The organism is Armatimonadota bacterium (assembly GCA_031459715.1).
GTDB lineage: Bacteria > Sysuimicrobiota > Sysuimicrobiia > Sysuimicrobiales > Humicultoraceae > Humicultor > Humicultor tengchongensis.
The window spans coordinates 16,936-36,960 of sequence record JAVKIA010000023.1 but is presented as its reverse complement, the minus strand read 5'-3'; the positions used below and the strand labels follow the sequence as shown (position 1 = coordinate 36,960).

Below are 20,025 nucleotides of genomic sequence, written 5' to 3'. Positions count from 1 at the left end.
AAGTGAAAGGTTTCTGTCCCTTCCGGCGGCGACCACGCCGACCTGTTGCAGCAATTCTAACACGCCCGACCCTGCCCGAAGGACTTGACACAGCACCGGAGAAGAGCTTTAAGTGGTCTCCGTCAATTCAGATCACTGGCTCGATCCTGCCAGCGCAAGTTGACAGACCAGGCGGAGGGCCGAGAGCATGGTGGTGACCGCAGAGAAGGCCATCCCCGGGGATGTGCGTACGTGTTGCCCGGGGGGCTGTCAGCAGGAGGCGGCGCGCACCCGGTTCGACGAGGAGCGCCTGGCGGCTTTGGGGGAGATGCTCCAGGCGCTGGCCGCACCGGCCCGCCTGCGTATCATGCACTTCCTGGTGCGTTACCAGGCGCTGTGTGTCTGCGAGATTGAGTCAGCCCTGGACCTGGGACAGCCGACCATCTCCTATCACCTCCGGGTCCTGCGGGAGGCTGCGCTAGTAGAGGTGCAGCGCCGCGGGACCCGGGCCTACTACCCGCTGGCCAGACCGGGGGTGAAGAGGCTGGTGCAGGAGCTGCTGGCACTGGTCTAAGCGAGGAAATGCATTGACATCTGTCGATGGATCTTCTGGCACGGCGATCCGCCCGGCCCGCAGGGCAGATTACGAGGCCATCGTCGCGCTGCTGCGGGATGCCGGCCTGCCCCTGACAGGGGTGGAGGAACACCTGGAGACGTTTCTCGTGGCCGAGGACCGTGGGGGGATCGCCGGCGCCGCCGGGCTGGAGATATACGGCGACGTGGCGCTCCTCCGCTCGGTGGCGGTGGCGGCGCCGCGCCGCGGGCGCGGGCTGGGGCAGGCGCTGGTGGCTGCAGCAGTTACGGAGGCGCGGCGGCGCGGGGTGCGCGAACTGGCCCTGCTGACCACTGGGGCGGCACGCTTCTTCGCCCGCCTGGGCTTCCACCAGGTGGCGAGGGAGAGGCTCGACCGCCGCCTCTTCGCCTCAGCGGAGCTGGGGGACGAATGCTGCGCCTCCGCGGTAGCCATGCGCCGCCGGCTGGGGACACCTTAACCGGACGCCGGCTGTCCAGGCGCCGGCTGTCCAAGCATCGCCGCCCTGAAGCGCGGGGGTAGTGCCCTCTTGGCGGCACAGCGACGTTGCGGGCGGAGGAGAGCGGACTCTGAGTTTCAATGACGAGGAGGAACGTCCGTGGAGGAGATCGCCATCAAGCTGGTGGTGCGTGACTACTACGCAAAAGCGGCAGAGCGGGGCTGCTGCGGCACCCTGGTGGAGGAGTGCTGCAGCACCTCCGCCGACAGTCGCGACGCCGACCTGGTCGACAGCCGCTACCCCTTCCTGGCCGAGGAAGCCCACCTCGCCGGCATCCCCTCGCTGGGATGCGGCTCGCCGGTGGAGGCCGCGGACCTGGGGCCGGGCGAGGTGGTCCTCGACCTGGGCTCCGGACGTGGTCTTGACGCCTTGCGCGCAGCCGAGCGGGTCGGTCCGCGAGGACGGGTTATCGGCGTGGACATGACTCCGGAGATGGTCTGGCGCGCCCGCGCCGACGCGGCGCGCCTGGGATATCCTCAGGTGGAGTTCCGCCTGGGCGAGATCGAAGCGCTGCCCCTGCCCGAGGCCAGCGTGGATGTGGTCATCAGCAACTGTGTGCTCAACCTGGTGCCGGACAAGGAGCGGGCGTTCCGTGAGGCCTTCCGCGTCCTGAGGCCGGGGGGCCGAATGGTCGTGGCCGACCTGGTCCGCCAGCGTCCCCGCCCCTCAGGCTCGCCCGTGGACCCGAAGCGGTGGGCTGCCTGCGTGGACGGGGCCGAGGTCGAGGAAGCCTACCTGGAGCGCATCCGCCGCGCCGGGTTCACCGCGGTGGAGGTGCTGGCCCGCGGTAGCGGCGAGGTTTTCAGCATCACGCTGCGCGCGCGCAAGCCGGCCGCCCTTTGATACAATGGGCAGACCGTGCGCCTCTCGCTGAGCCGGTCGCCGGCTCTTCCCCGCATCCGGCCGCTCTGGGTGGTCACGGAGGCCTACAAACGGTTCCTGCAGGACGGGGCGTTTGAGCTGGCCGCCGCCATCGCCTACTCGGCGCTCTTTTCCATCTTCCCGCTGCTGCTGGCCATCGTGGCCGCCGCCGGCCTGGTGGTCAACGAGATCGACGTGCGTCGGGCTATCGCCGAGACCCTCTCCCACTACCTGCCGCCCGCCACCGCAGAGTTCGTTGACCGCAACGTCGCCGAGACCGTCCGCCTGCGGGGCACGTTCGGCGCCCTGGCCATCGTCGGCCTCGTCTGGAGCGCCACCGCCGTGGCGGCCACCCTGCGCAACGCCCTCAACCGCCTCCTCCGCGTGCCGCGCCGCCGCTCCTTCCTCCTGGGGAAGCTGTTGGACCTGGGACTGATCGTAATGGCCGGCGCCTTCATCCTCCTCTCCCTCCTCACCTCGGCCCTTCTCCAGGTGCTGGCGGCCTTTCCTGGGCTGGTCCGGGCCATGGCCACGGTCGGCGGCACTCCGCTGGCGCGGCTGGCCTCCGCCCTGGTCCCCCTGGGGTTGAGCAGCCTGACCTTCCTGGTGATCTACCGCTACCTGCCCAACGTGAGGCTGCCCTGGTCACGCACCGTGGCCGGGGCGGTGACGGCGGGGGCGCTCTTCGAGGGCATCAAGCACGCCTTCTTCTGGTACCTGCAGACCTTTGCCCGTTACCAGCTGGTGTACGGGTCGCTCACGGGCATCATCGTCTTCCTGGTGTGGATGTACCTGTCGGCGGCGATTCTGCTCTTCGGGGCCGAGCTTGCCGCGCAGATCGATCGCCCCTACCCGCAGGAGGTGGGCAGCGGCTGACCCCCGCTCTTACCTCAGGAGGTGGTCAGCCGCTGATCCCCCGCCCCCCAGAGTGGCCAGGTGACGGAGGAAGTCCAGGACCTCCTCGCAGCTCCGCAGGTAGTACCCGGCCACCGTAGGGCCCTCTGGGGCTACAGCCACGGTGACCCCACCGCCGGCGAGGGCGGCGAAGGCATCTTCGTCGGTACGGTCGTCGCCGATGTAGATGGGCATCACCTGCTGCGGCCAGTCCCGCCCGCAGCGACGCTCCAGCCACCACAGTGCGGCCCGCCCCTTGTCCCAGGGGAGGTTGGGACGGATCTCCAGCACCTCTTTGCCCCGCATCAGGACCACCCACGGCCGGTGCTGGGCCGCCAGAAAGCTGACCACCTGCTTCACCCGGTCGGCCGCCGCCGGGTCCACCAGCCGGTAGTGGATGGCCGTGGAGAACCGCTTCTCCTCAAACAGCAGTCCGGGCACGTCCCCCAGGCGCTCCCGGATGCGCGCCGCCAGCCAGCGGACCTGCACCTGTAACTGCTCCGCCGTCCGCGCCACCGGAGGGGGCTCCCCGCGCAGGACCTCCAGCCCGTGGTTCCCGATGTAGTCCAGGTCGTCCACGCCCAGCAGGCGATAGACGTCGTCGGCCGGGCGGCCACTGATGATGACCACCTGGTAGCCGCGGGCCCGCAACTCCCGCAGGAGCCGGGGGACTTGTGCCGCGGGCCGGGCGGCTTCCGGCGTGGCGGCGATGGGCACGAGCGTCCCATCATAGTCCAGGAACAGCACCGGTGGCCGGTGGCCGGGACGGCCAACCACCTGGGGCAGGTGCTCCAGGAGGTGCTGCGGCTCCTGGCGGCGGGCCAGCAGGCGGGAGACCGCCGCCACCACCTCCTCCATCCACCAGTAGACATCGTGCTCGGCGAGGTAGGCACGCATGGCCCGCATGCGGATCTGCCGCTCCCCCGGAGGGATTTCCAGGGCCTGCGCCAGGGCCTCGGCAAAGCCCTCCTCGTCGTAGGGGTTGATGCGCACGGCGTAGGCCATCTCCTCCACGGCGCCGGCCAGCTCACTGAGCAGGAGGACCCCCTGCTCCTCCACCTGACAGGCGATGAACTCCTTGGCCACCAGGTTCATCCCGTCTTGCAGGGAGCTGACGATGGCCACGTCCGCCAGGCGGTACAGCGCGGCCATCGCCGCGGGGGGGATGGGATCAGGGAGATAGATGATCGGCCGCCACCTGTCCCGTCCGTGGCGGGCGTTGATCTCGCCGATCTGCCGCTCTACCAGATCCTGCAGTGCCCGGTAGGCCTTGATCCGCGTGCGGCTGGGTGCCGCCTTCTGTACGAAGACGAAGCGCTCCCGGTACTGGGGGTACTGACGGAGAAAAAGGTCGATGGCCCGCAGCCGCTCAGGGATCCCCTTGGTGTAGTCCAGACGGTCCACCCCCAGGGCGATGCGCCGCTGGCCGATCTCCGACCGGCTGCGCCAGCGGGCCATCCACTGCTGCGCCGCCAGCGAGCGGGCCAGGCGGTCGAACCGCTCCACGTCGATGCTGATGGGGAAGGCTTCAACCGTCGTGCGGTGCCCGCGATAGTCGACGGTGCCGCGCTCTGCGTCCACGTGGGCTTCCAGCTCGCGGGCCACGCACTCCAGGAAGGTCTGACGGAAACGCTCCAGGTGGAACCCCAGCAGGTCGCAGCCCAGCAGCCCCTCCAGCAGCGCGCGCCGTTGCACCGCAGGACAGGCCCGGAAGACGTCCCAGGCCGGCCAGGGGATATGCCAGAAGTGGGCCAGGATCAGGTCCCGGCGCTGCTGGCGGATCTGGGACGGGGCGAGGGCCAGGTGGTAATCCTGCAGCCAGACGAACGCGCCGGGCGCAGCCTCCTGCAGCACCGCGGCGGCGAACCGGGCATTGGCCTGCACGTAGCCGTCCCAGTAGCGGCGGCGGAAGCGGGCCTTGTCCACGGCCATGTGGCACAGCGGCCACAGCGCCTGGTTGGCGAACCCGTAGTAGTAGTTCTCCACCACCGGCTCGGGCAGCCAGACCCGACGCAGCGTGTAGCGCGGCCGCTCCGGGGGCACCGCCACCCGGTCGTGCTCGTCCACCACCTCGCGGTCAGCGTTGCCGCTGCCCCAGGCGATCCACACCCCGCCCAGGGCCTGCATCACCGGGTCCAGCGCCGCCACCAGCCCTCCCGGTGGCCGCTCCACCTCCACGCCGTGGCGGGTACGCCTGTGCACGTAGGGTTCACGGTTGCTGACGATTACCAGCTGCCTCCCGGGGAGCCTGGCGGCCAGAGCCGCAGCCACACGGGTCTGGCGGGCGGTGGCGGCCTCCGGCGGAGGGCCAGCAGGTTCGGTCAGGACGAGGACGCCGGTGTCACTCATGGCAGCAGCGGCGCCGCATGGACCGTTGGGTCGGGATGTGCGGCGGCCCGGAGAAGGCTCCCCGGGCCGCAATTCCCCAGACCACCTTCTCTCGTTGCCTGCGGGGTTAGCTGACGGGCTCGGGCCGAGAGCTACCCTACTCGCCCCGCGGCGAGATGCGCCCCACCTTCACTGGGTCCCCCGCTCCCGGAATACCGGGACTCGGCGCCAATTCATTATGTTACCACAGCCGCCGGTGCCGCGCCCCGGAGATAGAGCGTCTGCGTGGGGTAGGCGAACGCAATGCCGCGCTCCTTGAAGCGGCGGTAGATCTCCAGGTTGATGGCCTGCTGCGTGTCCATGTAGGTGGTGTAGTCGGGCGTGGGCAGGTAGTAAACGGCTTCGTAGACCAGGGAGAAGTCACCGTAGGCCTTGAAGTGGGCCCGGTCGAAGCGCGCCTGCGCCTGACCCTCGATCACCTGGCGCACGATGCCCGGAATCGCCCGCAGCTCCTCATAGGGGGTCTCGTAGGTCACCCCCAGCGTGAAGACCACGCGCCGCTCGGCCATTCGCTTGTAGTTGCGGATGCGACTCTGGAGCAGGTCGCTGTTGGAGAAGATAATCTGCTCTCCGGAAAGGCTGCGCACCCTGGTGGTCTTCAACCCCACGTGCTCCACCGTCCCCAGGAAGTCGCCCACAGCGATGAAGTCCCCGATGGAGAACGGCTTGTCGAAGACGATGGAGAAGGAGGCGAAGAGATCCCCCAGGATGTTCTGCACGGCCAGGGCCACGGCGATGCCACCGACGCCCAGGCCGGCCACCAGGGTGGTGATGTCGACTCCCAGGTTGTCCAGGGCCAGCAGAGCCACCACGACCCAAAGCAGCAGCCGACCGAAAAAGCCAAAGGCTGTTGCCGTAGTCGCTGCCACCGCATCCTCGGCGGCCCGCTGCACGTATTGGGAGACCAACAGCGAGATCAGCGTGGTGCCCCACAGCGCCACCTGAACCAGGAAGGCGACCAGCAGGGTCACGGTGAGCACCCGCTCCACCCGCCCCGGGAGCGTGAGCAGCGCCGCCCCCGCATAGACCGCCAGGGCCAGGAGGAAGAGGACGTGGGTCCGGCCGGCCAGGGTTACCGTCAGGTCGGCCGCCCGGGTACGGCTGCGCTCGGCGAGGCGCCGCAGCCAGCGGACGGTCAAACCGCGGGCGAGCAGCAGCAGGGCGGCCAGCCCCACCGCCAGTGCCAGCGCGGCGACCCAGGCGCTTACCCTGTTTTGCCAGAGCACCGACTCCCATAACGGCATGACAGCACCTCCATTCTGCGGTCGCGCAGCTTTTGCACGGGTTCGTGGAGCGGTTCAAGCTGCCGCCAGAGGTACTACCGGGCCAGCTCGAACCATACGGCACCGGATGAACCGATAGAGAAGCTACACCGAGATCCGGAACAGACGACAGGCACCTCCGCCAACCGGTCCCCTCGTCCGTCCAGGGCGAAGACCTGAAGGCGATTCGCTCCCGACACGGTAATGGCCGCACGGACGGGCTGCAGGAGGACAGGACCGGTGCCCCAGGTGGCCAGACCTCTGCCGTCACTGCGCCACTGTTGCCCCGTGTTCATCTGTCCCCCCGCGGCGACGAGGAGCATCTGCCGCGACCGCTCAAGCGGCCTGCCGTCCAGAGACGTAATGACAATTGCCGCGTCGGTTTCCGATCGGATCTGTACGTCCTGAAGGACCACCGGCTTTCGCGACAGGAATCCAACGGCACCCTGCGTTCTGGGGGTATCGACCTGGACCATCCCCACCTCAGCATCCCAGATGAGTTGACCCGTATCGGAGGTGAAGGGATCACGCCCCATGGGAGGGGACTCCCCTTCAGGCTGGCCGGGACGTCCCGGGACAAACATCTGACAGACGCGGTGCTCCAGGGCAATTGTCATCGGCAGCCCGGAAGGACCGTAACTGGGCGTCCCACCCATCTGCCGGAACGATCGGAACACTTCGGCCTCTTCATGCACGAGCCTCACCGTCTGCCTCCCTGGGCTGACATCCTCTCTGAGGAAGAGAAGAGCCCCGATGCTGAGAAGAGCCAGCTTGACCGGGTTCGCATCCAGGTCAAACCACCCCGTGATCCCCTGGCGACCCCAGTTCTCCCTGTCGTGCCGATAGGTGTAGGCGAAAAGGCCGTCCCACCCCTGGAACGCACCGTACGCGGCCACCAGGAGGGGCATCTCGTATTCGTAGACGTTGGGGAATGGCTGATTCCACTCGCTCACGGTGAGAGGCCTGCCGCACACTGCCGACAGCGTCCAACGAGGAATGGGACTGGAGTTGAAGGCAGAACGTTGCATCAGCGCAGGGGTGAGGACCAGCGATCGATTGGTGATCCGAAAGTCCGTACGATCCCACGGACGCCCCGGAAACGTGGGGTGGTCCCAGTACCCGTGGGTGTCCATGTAGTCCGCAGCGGATTGGGCCAGGATGCTGGGGAGCCCATAATAATTGTTCGTTCCGGTGATGGGTGCTTTCAAACCGACTTCCTTCCGCAGATAGCTGATCATCTCCCGGAAGTAGGCGGCTTCGACCCAGGCGTAGAATCTGGCCAGGTCGGCAAGACGTGCCGCGGACACCCGTTCTCGTTCCGCCCAGGGGGTCCTGCCGACCGTACTCCGGGCAGGATCCTCTTCCACCCTTAGCCCGCTCTCCCCCACCTCCTGCGGGCGCCAAGCAGCCTCCAGCGACTGGCGGGTACGGTACCGATCCAGTAACCACGTGTTCCACAGCGCATCCAGCTCCCTCCGGTAGGAGGGTGGAAGGGGACCCCGCCATGGATCCTCCGGCCGCGTCGATGCCAGCTCCTCTCTGTCCAGCGCGCCGCTGAGCCAGCCAGCGAAAAGGGAGTTCTCGTTCGTCAGCTCGACTAAGGCAATCGCTGGCTCGTCGGTGTAGACCCTGCCTGTGTATGGATTGCGGTGGGTGAGAATTAGCTTCGCATACTCCTTCTGCAGGTCGATCAACCGCCTGTCAAACAGGGTCACAAACTTGCCCAGCCTGGGGATGAGCGCTGCTTCCACGACTCCGTCCGCCACCGCGAAGGGGCGGCCGACGTGGAGGTTCAGGTCAACGTAGATCCCTCTGGACTTCAGCTGCGCGATGAGGTAATCTAACCGTTCGAGCTGTTCCTGACTGATGTGCCTTGTGTCCGTGAAGTTCCTGTCCCATATGCCCCTCGGCTCATAGGCCGAATCCATGTGATGCAGACGGACCAGGTTGAATCCCAGCTTGGCAAGGCGGGCAGCAACCTGTTCTGCGACCTCGTGCTGGGGAAAGTTTGCCCCCGCTGACAGGTTAACACCCCAGAACTTGACAGGAGTCCCGTCCTGAAATCGAAACCCCTCGCCCTCAACCATGACGAACCCACGTTTTCCCGCAGGAGGATCAAGAACCAGCCGTCCCACGTGCGTCACGGTTGGCCGGGCGTCGTCCCAGAACACCGGAGTGGGGAACCATCCCTCCTGCGCAAAGGATTGCGCTACCAGGCAGAAGAGGGCTATTAGCGCAGAAGGTGCGTGCTTTGAGCCGCGTCGTATTCCCCGCCAGGAGAATCCCGGTGAGGGGATCAAGGGCCGGGCGCGGGCACCTCCGGCCGCGCCTCCACCTCCCGCAGAAAGCGGGCTGCGTCCTCGGGGGCCACGGGGTTGATGTGGAAGCCGGAGCCCCACTCGAATCCTGCCGTCCGCACCAGCTGGGGCATGATCTCCAGGTGCCAGTGGTAGGCCGGAGCCTGGGGCGCGGTGTAGGGCGCGGTGTGCACTATGTAGTTGTACGGCGGATTGCCCAGGAGGACGGCCAGCTTCAGCAACACCGTCTTCAGGGCGGCGGCCATGGCGGGGACCTGCGGGGGGGAGATGGCGCCGAAGGAGGCCTGGTGCTCCTTGGGCACGACCCACGTCTCGAAGGGGAAGCGGGCGGCAAAGGGCGTCACCGCCGCGAAGTGAGCGTTCTCGTGAACCACCCGCTTCCCGGCGGCCAGCTCCTGGCGCAGCAGGTCACAGTAGACGCAGGTCCCCTGCCGCTCCAGGTAGCGCTGCGCCGCCTCCATCTCCTCGCTGGTGCGCTTGGGCACCATGGGCAGGGCGATGAGCTGGGAGTGGGGGTGGGAGAGAGAAGCCCCGGCGGCGCGCCCGTGGTTGCGGAACAGCAACAGGTACTCAAAGCGCTCGTCGCGGTCCAGGTCGAGGTAGCGCTCCTGGTAGGCGCGGATAACATCGGCTATGTGCTCCTCCGGCAGCAGCGCCAGGTGGGTGTCGTGTGTCGGGGTCTCGATGATCACCTCGTGGGCGCCCACCCCATCCATCCGCGTAAACATCCCCTCCCTGGTGCGGGCCGTGTCGCCCTCGATACGCAGCGCGGGATACTTGTTGGCCACCACCCGCACCCACCACCCCGGACTGTTGGGCGACGTCCCTTCCCGCCGCAGGACGAAGATCTCCGGGGGAGTCTGCGCCTCCCGGCCCTCGCAGAAGGGACAACGGTCCCGGTCGGTCGGCTCCTGGCCAAACTGCCCCAGGAAGTCGGTCGGCCGCGCCGCCCGCTCCGTGGCGATGATCACCCAGCGCCGGGTGATGGGATCCTTGCGCAGCTCAGGCAAGGCGATACCACCTCCACTCCTCGAAGGAACTGCGCCTCGGGTGCGGATCCACCCGTTCGCGCCTCCGGCTCGCCCACGTCCTAGCTGCCGGCAGCCAGACCCCCTACCTTTCTGCCCACCGCCTGCTCGTACAAGGCCAGGTACCGCTGGGCCGAGCGCTCCCAGGAGAAGTCCGCCCGCATCCCGGCCAGCTGGATCCGCCGCCAGATCAGGGGGTCGCGAAAGGCCTCCAGGGCCCGATCCAGCGCGCCCAGCAGCGCCAGGGGGTCGTAGGCGTCGAAGACGAAACCCGTGGCCACGCCGGCGCGGATAGTCTCTTCCGTGGCGTCCGTCACCGAGTCGGCGAGCCCTCCGGTGCGCCGCACCACCGGCACCGTCCCGTAGCGCATGCTGTAGAGCTGGTTCAGGCCAGAAGGTTCGAAGCGCGAGGGCATGAGGAAGATGTCTGCTCCTGCCTCGATGCGGTGCGCCAGGGCCTCGTCAAAGCGCATGGCGACACAGATCTGCCGCGGGTACTGGCGAGCCAGGTGGGTGAAGAGGGCGTGGTAGCGGGGCTCGCCCATCCCCAGCAGGACGAACTGTGCCCCCCGCTCCACCAGCGCCGGCAGCACCGCGGCCACCAGGTCGCAGCCCTTCTGGTCGGTGAGCCGGCTGACCATAGCCAGCAGCGGCGCGTAGGGCAGGACCTCCAGCCCAGATTCCTTCTGCAGCGCCCGCTTGCAGGCCCGCTTCCCCTCCAGATCCTCGGGACCGTAGCGCACGGGGATGTAGGGATCCACCCGCGGGTCCCACTGGGTGTAGTCCGCGCCGTTGAGCACACCATGAAGATCATGCCGCCGTGAGGCCAGCACGCCTTCCAGCCCCGCCCCGAACTCCGGCGTCTGGATCTCCCGGGCGTAGGTCTCGCTGACGGTGCTCAGCAGGTCGGCATAGACCAGCCCCGCCTTCAGGCAGTTCACCTGCCCCCAGAACTCCAGCCCCTCGGGGCTGAAGAACTCCCGCGGCAGACCCAGAAGGGGAAACTGCTCGGAGGGAAAAATGCCCTGCATGGCGATGTTGTGCACGGTGAACAGCGTCGGCCACGCGCCCTGCTGCCGCGCCCGCTCCCGCAGCCGCAGGTAGGCCGGCACCAGGCCGGTGTGCCAGTCGTTGCAGTGGATCACCTCCGGCTGGTGCGCCTGGGCGGCGACAGCGACCACGGCCTGGCTGAAAAAGGCGAAGCGCAGCAGGTTGTCAGGGTAGTCGACCCCATCCTGCCCGTAGAGGCCCTCCCGGTCGAACAGGGGGGGACACTCGATGAAGAAGACCGGGACGCCGGAGGGAGCGCGCCCCTCCAGCACCGCGCCTTCTATGGTGCCCTCTCCCAGGGAAAGGCGCAGGGGAAACCGCGGGGTGAGTCCGGCAGTAGCGACGGCCCGGTAGCGCGGCAGGACCAGACGCACGTCGTGTCCCATCCGCGCCAGGGCTGCAGGAAGTGCACCGCCCACATCGGCCAGGCCGCCAGTCTTGACGAAGGGAACGGCCTCCGAGACGGCATAGAGGACCTTCACGGCCACCCCCTTATAGCACGGGCCATCTGCAGCGTCAATTAAGCGCTCCGGGCGTGTGGGTCCTCCACCAGCACCAGCATCAGGTCATTCACATTGGTCAGGGTCGGGCCGGTAATCAGCAGGTCCCCCAGCGCGGCGAAGAACGGGTAGGCGTCGTTGCGAGCCAGGGCGTCGTGCGGGTCCAGCCCCAGCGCCTCAGCCCGCCGCAGGGTCGTCCCGTCCGCCACTGCGCCGGCGGCATCGGTGGGGCCGTCGGTGCCGTCGGTGCCGGCGGAGAGGACCAGCACTCCTGGCATCCCGGCGACCTCCAGCGCCGCGCCCAGCGCCACCTCCTGGTTCCGCCCGCCCCGCCCCTGGCCCCGCACGGTCACCGTCGTCTCGCCTCCCTGCAGCAGGCAGACAGGAGGCGGACCGAAGCGACCGGCGCGCGCCTCCCTGGCCATCCGCCCCAGGGCGGCGCCCACGACGCGGGCTTCTCCCTCGATGGATGCGGACAACAACACGGGGCGGAATCCCTGTGCGCGCGCCTCCTCCGCCGCCGCCTCCAGGGCCTGCCGGATATCGCCGATGATCGCGGCGCGGGTGAGGGCGAAGACCGGATCGCCCGGCTTGGGTGTCTCCGGGAGACGCCCGGCGGCACCGCGCTGCAGCACCTCCCGCACGGCGGCCGGCACTGCCTCCATGAGGTTGCGGCGGCGCAGGACTTCCAGGGCCTGGCCGAAGGTGGTGGGATCCGGCACGGTGGGGCCCGAGGCGATCACGTCCAGGGGATTCCCCAGGACATCGGAGAGGATCAGGGCGACGGAGCGGGCCGGGGCCAGGGCGCGCGCCAGGTGGCCGCCTTTGATTCGGGAGAGGTGTTTGCGCACGGCGTTGAGTTCTCCGATGGGCGCGCCCGCGGCCAGCAGCAGACGGGTGACGGCGCTCTTGTCCTCCAGCGTGACCCCCTCCGCCGGCGCAGTCAGCAGAGCGGAGCCTCCTCCTGAGATCAGCACCAGGACCAGATCGTAGGGTCCCGCCTCCCGGGCCAGGGCCAGCACCTCCTCCGCGGCGGCGACACCCGCGGCGTCCGGCAGGGGATGTCCCGCCTGCAACACGCGCACCCGCGATGTGGGCACGGTGTGCCCGTACTTCACGCTGACCACGCCGCCAGTAACCCGCGGGCCGAGGAGATGCTCCAGCGCCGCCGCCATGGCCGCCGCGGCCTTGCCCCCGCCCAGCAGGAAGAGACGGCGTACGCGGTTCAGATCGTACGCCTCCCCGGCGACTCGGAGGAGATGGTCTTGCAGGGTCACGGCGCGGGCCAGCGCGGCCTGTGGGTCGGCCGCCCGCAGCGCCGCCTGCAGGCAGCGCACCGCCGCCCGACGCAGCGCCGGGGAGTCCCCGGCGTGGAAGAAAGCCTCAGGGAACAGGCGCAGACTCAAGGCCGGCTTCCCACAGCAGCCCTCCGGCGGGGGAGCGCACCGCGTAGACCTGGGTCGTCGTCACCCCTTCGCGCTCCAGCGCCCAGCGCACCACGTCCCGCGCCAGGGGAGGGAGGTTATTCACCTCGCTGAGGTGGACCAGGAACAACGTCTGAGCCTTTCCCCCGCGCGCGGCCCACACCGCGGCCTGGGCCGCGCTCTCGTTGGAGAGGTGGCCGGTGGGGCTGAGAATACGGTTCTTCAGGAACCAGGGATACCCGGAGACGCCTAGCAGCCGTGGGTCGTAGTTGGCCTCCAGCAGGATCAGGTCCGCCGCGGGGAGGCGCTCCTGGAGCACACCGTCCACAGCACCCAGGTCATGAGCCACCACCACCTGCAGGCCGTCCACTTGCAGCACGAATCCCACCGGCTCCACCGCGTCGTGAGGAACGGGGAAGGGCTCTACGGTAAAGGCTCCCAGAGCAAAGGGCACTCCCGTGGTGAAACGCTCCGTCGCCACCGCGCCCAGGACGTGCGCCGCCTGGTGCAGCGTGCGCTCGTTGGCCAGCACAGGGATCCCGGCGGCGCGCGCCACCGCCCCGGCGCCGCGGGTGTGGTCGTCGTGCTCGTGGGTGAGGAGAATGGCATCCAGGTCGGCGGCCTCCAGGCCCAGCGGCGCCAGCTCCCGCTCCACCAGGTCCACAGGGATGCCGGCATCCACCAGCAGGCGGGTGCCACAGGCCTCCACCAGGATGGCATTCCCCGCGCTACCGCTGCGCAGGACGCGCACCCGCAGGATCCCTCCGCCGCGTGCGATCATGGCAGCGCCATCAGTAGCAGGGCGCGCTCCGCAGCCAGCGCCGCCACCTGCCGCAGGCCTTTGATCATCTCCGCCGGGGTCGTGGGAAAGGCCGGGATTCCCGCAGCGCGCGGCGGCCGCACTGTAACCACGGCGACCTCGCGCTGGGGAGGGATACCGGCCAGCTCCCGCGCCCGCCGCACGGCCAGGGTGAAGTCTCCCAGCTCGTCCACCAGCCCGCGCGCCAGCGCCTGCCTCCCGGTCCACACCCTCCCGCCAGCGACACCTTCCACTTCCTCCATCGCTCGGGCGCGCCCCTGCGACACCCGCCCGATGAAGCGGCGGTAGATGTCCTGCATCTCACGGCGGACGCGGGCCCACTCCTCTTCGCTGTAGCGGCTGAAGGGAGAGGTGATGGCGGCAGCCGCACCGCGCGTGAGGATCTCCCGGTTCAACCCGTGCCTGCGGAAGAGGTCGGCCAGGACCAGCTTGCCCACCACCACCCCGATGGATCCGGTGATGGCAGCGGGCTGGGCGATTACCCGGCTCGCCCCACAGGCCACGTAGTATCCTCCCGATCCGGCCACGTCGCCCATGTAGACCACCACGGGCTTTTGCCGCTTCACCCGTTCCACCTCCCGCCAGATCAGGTCCGAGGCCAGGGCCGACCCGCCACGGGAGTCCACGTAGAAGACCACGGCCCGCACCCGGCGCGCCCGCTCCACGGCGCGGAAGGCACGGGCGACGGTGCTGGAGCCCGACAGGTGCCGGCCCACCAGCGGCAGGGAGACGGGGAACTCCCGGCTCTCTCCGGGGACGATCATCCCCCGCAGCACCACCACGGCGACCACATCCTGCAGAGAAGGCCAGCGGTAGGGGAAGGGGATACGTCGCCGCGCAGCTACCCACGGCCGCAGCACCGCCTCCCGCCACGCCGTGCCCAGGCGCCGCGGCAGCTCGTCTTCATACAGGAGGCCGTCCACCAGGCCCAGGCCCAGCGCCTCCGCCGCCGGCAGGGGGGCGCGGTTCACCGCCGTGCGGACTGCGGCCGCCTCCAGGCCCCGCGCCGCCGCCACGTCGGCGACGATCTCCTCCAGCAGCCCGTCCAGAATGGCGTCCAGCATCTCCCGGTGCGCCGGGGACATGGAGCGCCGCAGAAAGGGGTCGGCGGCCGTCTTGTACTCGGCGATGCGGTCAAACTCGGGGGCGATGCCCAGCCGGTCGAAGACGTCGCGCAGGAAGGTGACCTCGGTGCGCAGCCCGGTGAGCGCCACCACGGCGCTCTCCGGTAGCAGGATCTCGTCCGCCGCCGTGGCCAGGTAGTACTGGAGGGTGGAGACCGAGGTCAGGTAGGCGACGACACGTTTCCCCCGGCGCCGCAGGTCCTGCAGTGCGGCGCGCAGGCTCTGGGCCGTGGCCAGGCCAGCGCTGAGCTCCCCCAGACGCACTACCACCCCGCGGACTCGCGGGGCCCGGGCCAGGCGATCGAGCACTTCGCGCAGCTCTTCCAGGCTCTCCTCGGGAGCCGGAAGCCCGAAAGGCAGCACCCCGCGGAAGGGCAGGAAGCGCGGGCGGGGCGTGCGCCGCTCCGGGTAGGCGCCCGCCAGGTCCAGGAGCACATAGTCGGGGGGACGCCCGGCCAGCCGGACCAGCAGATTGCCCAGGAGCCGGAGAAGGTTGACCACCAGGTCGATGATCAGGCCCATTCAGTCATATCCCAGTTCGGCCAGGCGCGCTTCGTCAATGCCGAAATGGTGGGCGATCTCGTGAATGACCGTTGTACGCACCTCCTTCCGCACTTCCTCCTCCGAGCCGCAGGCCTCCTGCAGGGGACCCTGGAAGATGGTGATTTTGTCCGGCAGCAGCGGCTCGGATGTGATCCCCCGCTGGGGGAGCGGCGTCCCTTCGTAGAGGCCAAACAACCACTCGCCCGGCTCCAGCCCCGCCGTGCGCAGGTGCTCCGCGGTGGGCCAGGCCTCGATCACGATCTCCACGTTGTCCATGCGCTGCCGCAGCGGCTCGGGGATGCTGGCCAGCGCCTCCTCCACCAGCCGTTCGAAGCGGGCGCGGCTCAACCGGATGGGCACAGTGCACGCGACCCCCGATGGGACTCCCGGCGAGGCGTCAGGTCTCGGGCCAGCGCAGCAGGAGGTACTCCCGCCCTCCTGTCTCCACCAGATCGACGATCTCCGCCATCAGCTCGCGGTACTCCTGGTTCTGGCGCATCTCATCGAAGGCTATCTCGTAGGCGGCCAGGCTGGGCCACTCCGTCTCCCAGGTGACCGTGAACAGTTCGCCGGAGAGGTCGGTGTAGATCCGGGCCCGGCGCTCCGGCTCCAGCGTGGCCGAGATGCCCTTGAGCAGCTCCACCACGGTGCTGGCAGCCCCCCACTTGGTGCGGAACCAGGTGCGGACCAGGATCATCAAGCTGTCCGGAACGGCGTCAGCCGGGATCGGTCCCTGCGGGGTTTTCGTCGGCACCGCACCGACTCCTCCGGCCGGGCGGCGCTGCCGCCGGGCTCCTGATCGCGGTCTGGTCGGGTGGTGAAGCAGCACTCTGGTCAAGCCGGCGCGGCAGCACCGATGAAGCTCCACCCTCGAGGCCACCCGCACCACCTCTGGTTTGTGCGGCCCTCCAGATGCACCCTTGAACTGATGTTTGGGCCGCGGGCTCCTTGTACCATGAGGAGTAGGGTGAGGCCGGTCCTTTGCCCTTGACCATACGGGGCAGAGCGACAGTCAGGTACGGGGGGATGAATATGGGAGGCAAGCCGTTTGAGATCGTGGCTGAATGCGAACTGCCCGGACTCCCTGCCGAGAGAGATATCATGCGCGTAGGTGAACAGATCGAGCAGGCGCGCCGCGCCAGATCCCACGTGATGCGGGCCGTGGTGAACCCACCCGCAGTGTACAAGGAGAAACGCTACGTCCTGCAGGCAAAGCTGGTGGTGTGGGCGGAGGACGTCTCCCGGGCCCTCCAGGCTGCACGGGAACTGCTGGCCGAGGCTGGGCTCCCCTGCCGGACCATCCACCCCTCGGCCCGGGCGCTGACGACGGCAGAGGTACCCCCGCCTAGTCGATGAACAGAGGAACCAGCTCGGCCCGGGTCACGTCCAGCAGGCCCCGGTCGGTCAGCTTCAGCGCCGGAATCACGGTGAGGGTGAGGAAGGAGAGGGTCATGAAGGGGTCCTGCAGCGGGCAGCCCATGCGCCGCGCCATCCGCAGCAGCGCCCGCTGCTGATCGGCCACCACTGGCACCGGCTCGTCGGACATCAGCCCGGCGATGGGCAACGGCAGCCGCGCTTCTTCCCGTCCGGCCACAGCCACCAGCCCGCCCTGCATCTCCAGGATCAGCTCCACCGCCGCCCGCATGGCATCATCGCTGGCTCCCACCACGATGATGTTGTGCGCGTCGTGCGCCACTGTGGAGGCCAGCGCCCCCAGGCGCAGCCCGAAGCCCCGGACGAAGCCCAACCCCACCCGCCCGCTGCCGGTGTGTCGCTCGATCACCGCCAGCTTGAGCAGGTCCCGCTGCGGGTCGGCCACCGCCTCGCCGTCCGCGATGGTGACCTCTGCCTCCCCGGCCGCGGTGACGATCTGGTCGGGGATGACGTCGATCACCCGGATGCGGCGGCCGCGGGCGGGGATGCGGAAGTGCAGCGTGGCCCGGGGGACGTTGACGGAGCCGCGCAGCGCCGGCAGCCGCTCCGGCCGGTCGTAGGGCAGCAGCTCACCATCGCGCGCCGCCAGGCGGCCCAGCCGGTAGACGAGCCGCGGCCGCGGGGCCAGCAGGTCGTCGAAGACAATCAGGTCGGCCAGCTTCCCCGGAGCCACCGCGCCCCGGTCGCGCAGGCCGAAGTACTCCGCTGTGTTCAGGCTGCCGATCTGCAGAGCCAGGAAGGGATCCAGCCCCAGGTCGATGGCCTGTCGGACCATGGAGTCGATGTGCCCCTCTTCCAGCAGGTGGATGGGGCTGCGGTCGTCGGTGCAGAAGACGAAACGGCGCGCGTTCTGCGGGGTGACCAGCGGCAGAAGGTCCCGCAGGTTACGGGCTGGCGTCGACTCGCGGATCATCACCACCATGCCCCGCTGCAGCTTCTCCCTGGCCTCGTCCACCGTGGTGCACTCGTGGTCCGACCCCACCCCGGCGGCAACGTAGGCGTTGAGGTCCAGGCCACGCACTCCCGGGGCGTGGCCGTCCACGGGCCGGCGGCCGGCAGCCCGCAGTTTGGCCAGCACCTCCTCGTCCCCCGCCAGCAGTCCGGGGTAGTTCATCACTTCAGCCAGGCCCAGCACCCACTTGTCCTGCATCAAGGTCTCCAGGTCGTAGGCCGTGATCTCCGCCCCGGCGCTCTCCATGGGGCCGGCGGGGACGCAGGAAGAAGCCATGATGAAGACGCTGAGGGGGTTGTACTTGGCCGCCTGCAGCATGTAGCGGATGCCGCTCATTCCCAGGACATTGGCGATCTCGTGTGGGTCGGCCACGATGGTGGTGGTCCCACGGGGGACGACGGCGCGGGCGAATTCCGGCACGCTGACCATGGCGCTCTCGATGTGCACGTGCCCGTCGATCAACCCGGGGGCCAGGTAGGCTCCCTTCAGGTCGTGGCTCTCCTGGCCGCGGTAGGCGCCGGGGATGGTGCTGATGCCGGCGATGCGCTCCTCCACGATGGCCACGTCGGCCTCGATGATCTCGTGGTTGTACAGGTCCACCACCCGGGCGTGGCGCAGCAGAAGGTCGGCGGGCTGGAGGCCCCGGGCCACCTGGATCAGCCGGGAGAGGTCCACACCCTCACCTTCCTTGCCGCCGACGGGGCTTCCTGCGTGGGAAGGAGGCGCAGGAGGATGGGAGCCGAAAAGTGTTGAGGAGACCCCGCAGGGAGGGAGACCCCATGTCAGCTACAGCTCCAGCGGCGGACATGCACCCGGAGGAGTTCCGCCACTTCGGACACCGGGCCGTGGACTGGATCGCCGACTACCTGGCCCACCCCGAGCGCTATCCCGTCCTGGCGCGCACGGCACCGGGGTGGCTGCGCCGTGCCCTGCCGGCCAGCCCGCCGGAGCACGGCGAGCCCATGGACGCCATCCTGGCGGACTTCGAGCGGCATGTCGTCCCCGGCCTGACCCACTGGAACCATCCCGCCTTCTTTGCCTACTTCGCCATCACCGGATCGGCTCCGGGGATTCTGGGGGAGCTGCTGGCGGCGGCGCTCAACGTCAACGCCATGCTCTGGAAAACCTCTCCCGCGGCCACGGAGCTGGAGGAGGTGACCCTGGACTGGCTGCGGCAGCTGGTGGGCCTGCCACCGCAGTTTGGCATCATCATGGACACCGCCTCTGTGGCCAGCCTCTGCGCCGTGGCCGCGGCGCGGGAGGCGGTAGAGGAGTACCCGGTGCGCCAGGAGGGGCTGGCCGGAGGCCCGCGCCTGCGCCTTTACGCCTCCGAGCAGGCCCACTCCTCCATTGAGAAGGCGGCCATCATCCTGGGACTGGGGCAGCAGGGGGTGCGTAAGATCCCCACCGATCCCGCCTTCCGCCTGGACGCCGGGGCGCTGGCGCAGGCCATCCAGGAGGATCGCGCAGCTGGATGGAGGCCCTTCTGCGTGGTGGCCACAGTGGGCACCACCTCCACCACCAGTGTGGATCCCGTCCCCGCCATCGCCGAGACCTGTGCCCGGGAGGGGCTGTGGCTGCACGTGGACGCCGCCTATGCCGGGATGGCGGCTATCGTCCCCGAGTTCCGCTGGGTCCTGGACGGGTGCGCCCGGGCCGACTCGGTGGTGATCAACCCGCACAAGTGGCTGTTTACCCCCATCGACTGCAGCGCGCTCTTCTGCCGACGACCTGACCTGCTGCGCCGCGCCTTCAGCCTGGTCCCGGAGTACCTGCGCACCGCCGAAGCGGAGCAGGCCGGGGTGCGGGACTTCATGGACTACGGGGTGCAGCTGGGACGGCGATTCCGTGCCCTCAAGCTGTGGATGGTCATCCGCTACTTCGGCCGGGAGGGGCTGGTCGCCCGCCTGCGCCAGCACATCCGCCTGGGGCAGACCTTCGCCGCCTGGGTAGACGCGCACCCCGACTTCGAACGGATGGCCCCCGCCCCACTCAGCGTCGTCTGCTTCCGGGCGCGCCCCTCCGACCTGAAGGGCAGCGCCGACGAGCGGGAAGCCTATCTGGATGCCCTTAACACCGCGCTGCTGGACGCCGTCAACGCTACAGGTCGTGCCTACCTGTCCCACACCCGGCTGGGAGGCCGATTCACCCTGCGGCTGGCTGTGGGGAACCTGCGCACCACTGAGACGCACGTGCGCCTGGCCTGGGAGCTGCTAGTGGAACACGCCCAGCGGCTGCACGCGGCGCGCCGCGGCCGCGTGGAGGAAACGGCCCCCACCTCCGGGAAGGAATAAGCCGTTGAGCCACACCGGCCATGGTCGTGGGTGCGGTGTGGCGTTATCGTTGAGCAACCGAGG

At 69.1% G+C, this 20,025-nt stretch carries 17 protein-coding genes and 1 riboswitch; of the genes, 6 read left to right on the top strand and 11 right to left on the bottom strand.

Annotation, left to right across the window (positions count from 1 at the left end; all coding sequences use genetic code 11):
- Positions 1-187 precede the first annotated feature (187 nt).
- The 4 genes from QN152_09455 (at position 188) to QN152_09440 (ending at position 2,807) form a co-directional block, all read left to right on the top strand.
- On the top strand, positions 188-553 hold the full coding sequence (locus QN152_09455; GenBank protein MDR7539738.1) for a metalloregulator ArsR/SmtB family transcription factor: 366 nt from the start codon (positions 188-190) through the stop codon (positions 551-553).
- A gap of 13 nt (positions 554-566) precedes the next feature.
- Positions 567-1,031, top strand: a complete 465-nt coding sequence (arsN2, locus tag QN152_09450) for an arsenic resistance N-acetyltransferase ArsN2 (GenBank protein MDR7539737.1) — start codon at positions 567-569, stop codon at positions 1,029-1,031.
- Between the two features lie 138 nt (positions 1,032-1,169).
- Positions 1,170-1,913, top strand: coding sequence for a methyltransferase domain-containing protein (locus tag QN152_09445; GenBank protein ID MDR7539736.1), 744 nt, complete (start codon positions 1,170-1,172; stop codon positions 1,911-1,913).
- A gap of 15 nt (positions 1,914-1,928) precedes the next feature.
- Positions 1,929-2,807, top strand: a complete 879-nt coding sequence (locus tag QN152_09440; protein MDR7539735.1) for a YihY/virulence factor BrkB family protein — start codon at positions 1,929-1,931, stop codon at positions 2,805-2,807.
- 9 nt (positions 2,808-2,816) lie between these two features.
- Here QN152_09440 and QN152_09435 read toward each other — a convergent pair whose 3' ends face one another.
- The 10 genes from QN152_09435 to QN152_09390 all read right to left on the bottom strand — a co-directional run bounded on the left by QN152_09435 (position 2,817) and on the right by QN152_09390 (position 16,036).
- Positions 2,817-5,174: a bifunctional alpha,alpha-trehalose-phosphate synthase (UDP-forming)/trehalose-phosphatase gene (locus QN152_09435; GenBank protein ID MDR7539734.1), complete on the bottom strand. Its 2,358-nt coding sequence runs from the start codon at positions 5,172-5,174 to the stop codon at positions 2,817-2,819.
- Between the two features lie 81 nt (positions 5,175-5,255).
- Positions 5,256-5,391: riboswitch (cyclic di-AMP (ydaO/yuaA leader) on the bottom strand.
- Positions 5,390-6,457: a mechanosensitive ion channel family protein gene (locus QN152_09430; protein MDR7539733.1), complete on the bottom strand. Its 1,068-nt coding sequence runs from the start codon at positions 6,455-6,457 to the stop codon at positions 5,390-5,392. (Overlaps the previous riboswitch by 2 nt.)
- A gap of 74 nt (positions 6,458-6,531) precedes the next feature.
- Positions 6,532-8,562: a cellulase family glycosylhydrolase gene (locus tag QN152_09425; GenBank protein ID MDR7539732.1), complete on the bottom strand. Its 2,031-nt coding sequence runs from the start codon at positions 8,560-8,562 to the stop codon at positions 6,532-6,534.
- Positions 8,563-8,771: 209 nt separating this feature from the next.
- A complete protein-coding gene (gene galT, locus QN152_09420; protein ID MDR7539731.1) occupies positions 8,772-9,803 on the bottom strand; it encodes a galactose-1-phosphate uridylyltransferase in 1,032 nt (343 codons plus the stop codon).
- 80 nt (positions 9,804-9,883) lie between these two features.
- Positions 9,884-11,353, bottom strand: a complete 1,470-nt coding sequence (gene glgA, locus QN152_09415) for a glycogen synthase GlgA (GenBank protein ID MDR7539730.1) — start codon at positions 11,351-11,353, stop codon at positions 9,884-9,886.
- Positions 11,354-11,391: 38 nt separating this feature from the next.
- On the bottom strand, positions 11,392-12,777 hold the full coding sequence (locus tag QN152_09410; GenBank protein ID MDR7539729.1) for a glycerate kinase: 1,386 nt from the start codon (positions 12,775-12,777) through the stop codon (positions 11,392-11,394).
- Complete coding sequence (locus tag QN152_09405; GenBank protein ID MDR7539728.1) at positions 12,755-13,576, bottom strand: MBL fold metallo-hydrolase; 822 nt, start codon at positions 13,574-13,576, stop codon at positions 12,755-12,757. The genes QN152_09410 and QN152_09405 overlap by 23 nt, the downstream gene beginning before the upstream one ends.
- On the bottom strand, positions 13,573-15,261 hold the full coding sequence (gene sppA / locus QN152_09400; protein ID MDR7539727.1) for a signal peptide peptidase SppA: 1,689 nt from the start codon (positions 15,259-15,261) through the stop codon (positions 13,573-13,575). The genes QN152_09405 and sppA overlap by 4 nt, the downstream gene beginning before the upstream one ends.
- A complete protein-coding gene (locus QN152_09395) occupies positions 15,262-15,642 on the bottom strand; it encodes a metallopeptidase family protein (GenBank protein MDR7539726.1) in 381 nt (126 codons plus the stop codon).
- Between the two features lie 37 nt (positions 15,643-15,679).
- Positions 15,680-16,036: a hypothetical protein gene (locus QN152_09390; GenBank protein ID MDR7539725.1), complete on the bottom strand. Its 357-nt coding sequence runs from the start codon at positions 16,034-16,036 to the stop codon at positions 15,680-15,682.
- A gap of 347 nt (positions 16,037-16,383) precedes the next feature.
- Here QN152_09390 and QN152_09385 point away from each other — a divergent pair, with 347 nt between their 5' ends.
- Positions 16,384-16,638, top strand: a complete 255-nt coding sequence (locus QN152_09385) for a hypothetical protein (GenBank protein ID MDR7539724.1) — start codon at positions 16,384-16,386, stop codon at positions 16,636-16,638.
- Here the strand turns inward: QN152_09385 and ade are convergent.
- On the bottom strand, positions 16,628-18,343 hold the full coding sequence (gene ade, locus QN152_09380; protein MDR7539723.1) for an adenine deaminase: 1,716 nt from the start codon (positions 18,341-18,343) through the stop codon (positions 16,628-16,630). The genes QN152_09385 and ade overlap by 11 nt on opposite strands.
- Before the next feature lie 104 nt (positions 18,344-18,447).
- Here ade and QN152_09375 point away from each other — a divergent pair, with 104 nt between their 5' ends.
- Positions 18,448-19,962, top strand: a complete 1,515-nt coding sequence (locus QN152_09375; protein ID MDR7539722.1) for a pyridoxal-dependent decarboxylase — start codon at positions 18,448-18,450, stop codon at positions 19,960-19,962.
- The last annotated feature ends 63 nt before the right edge of the window (positions 19,963-20,025 follow it).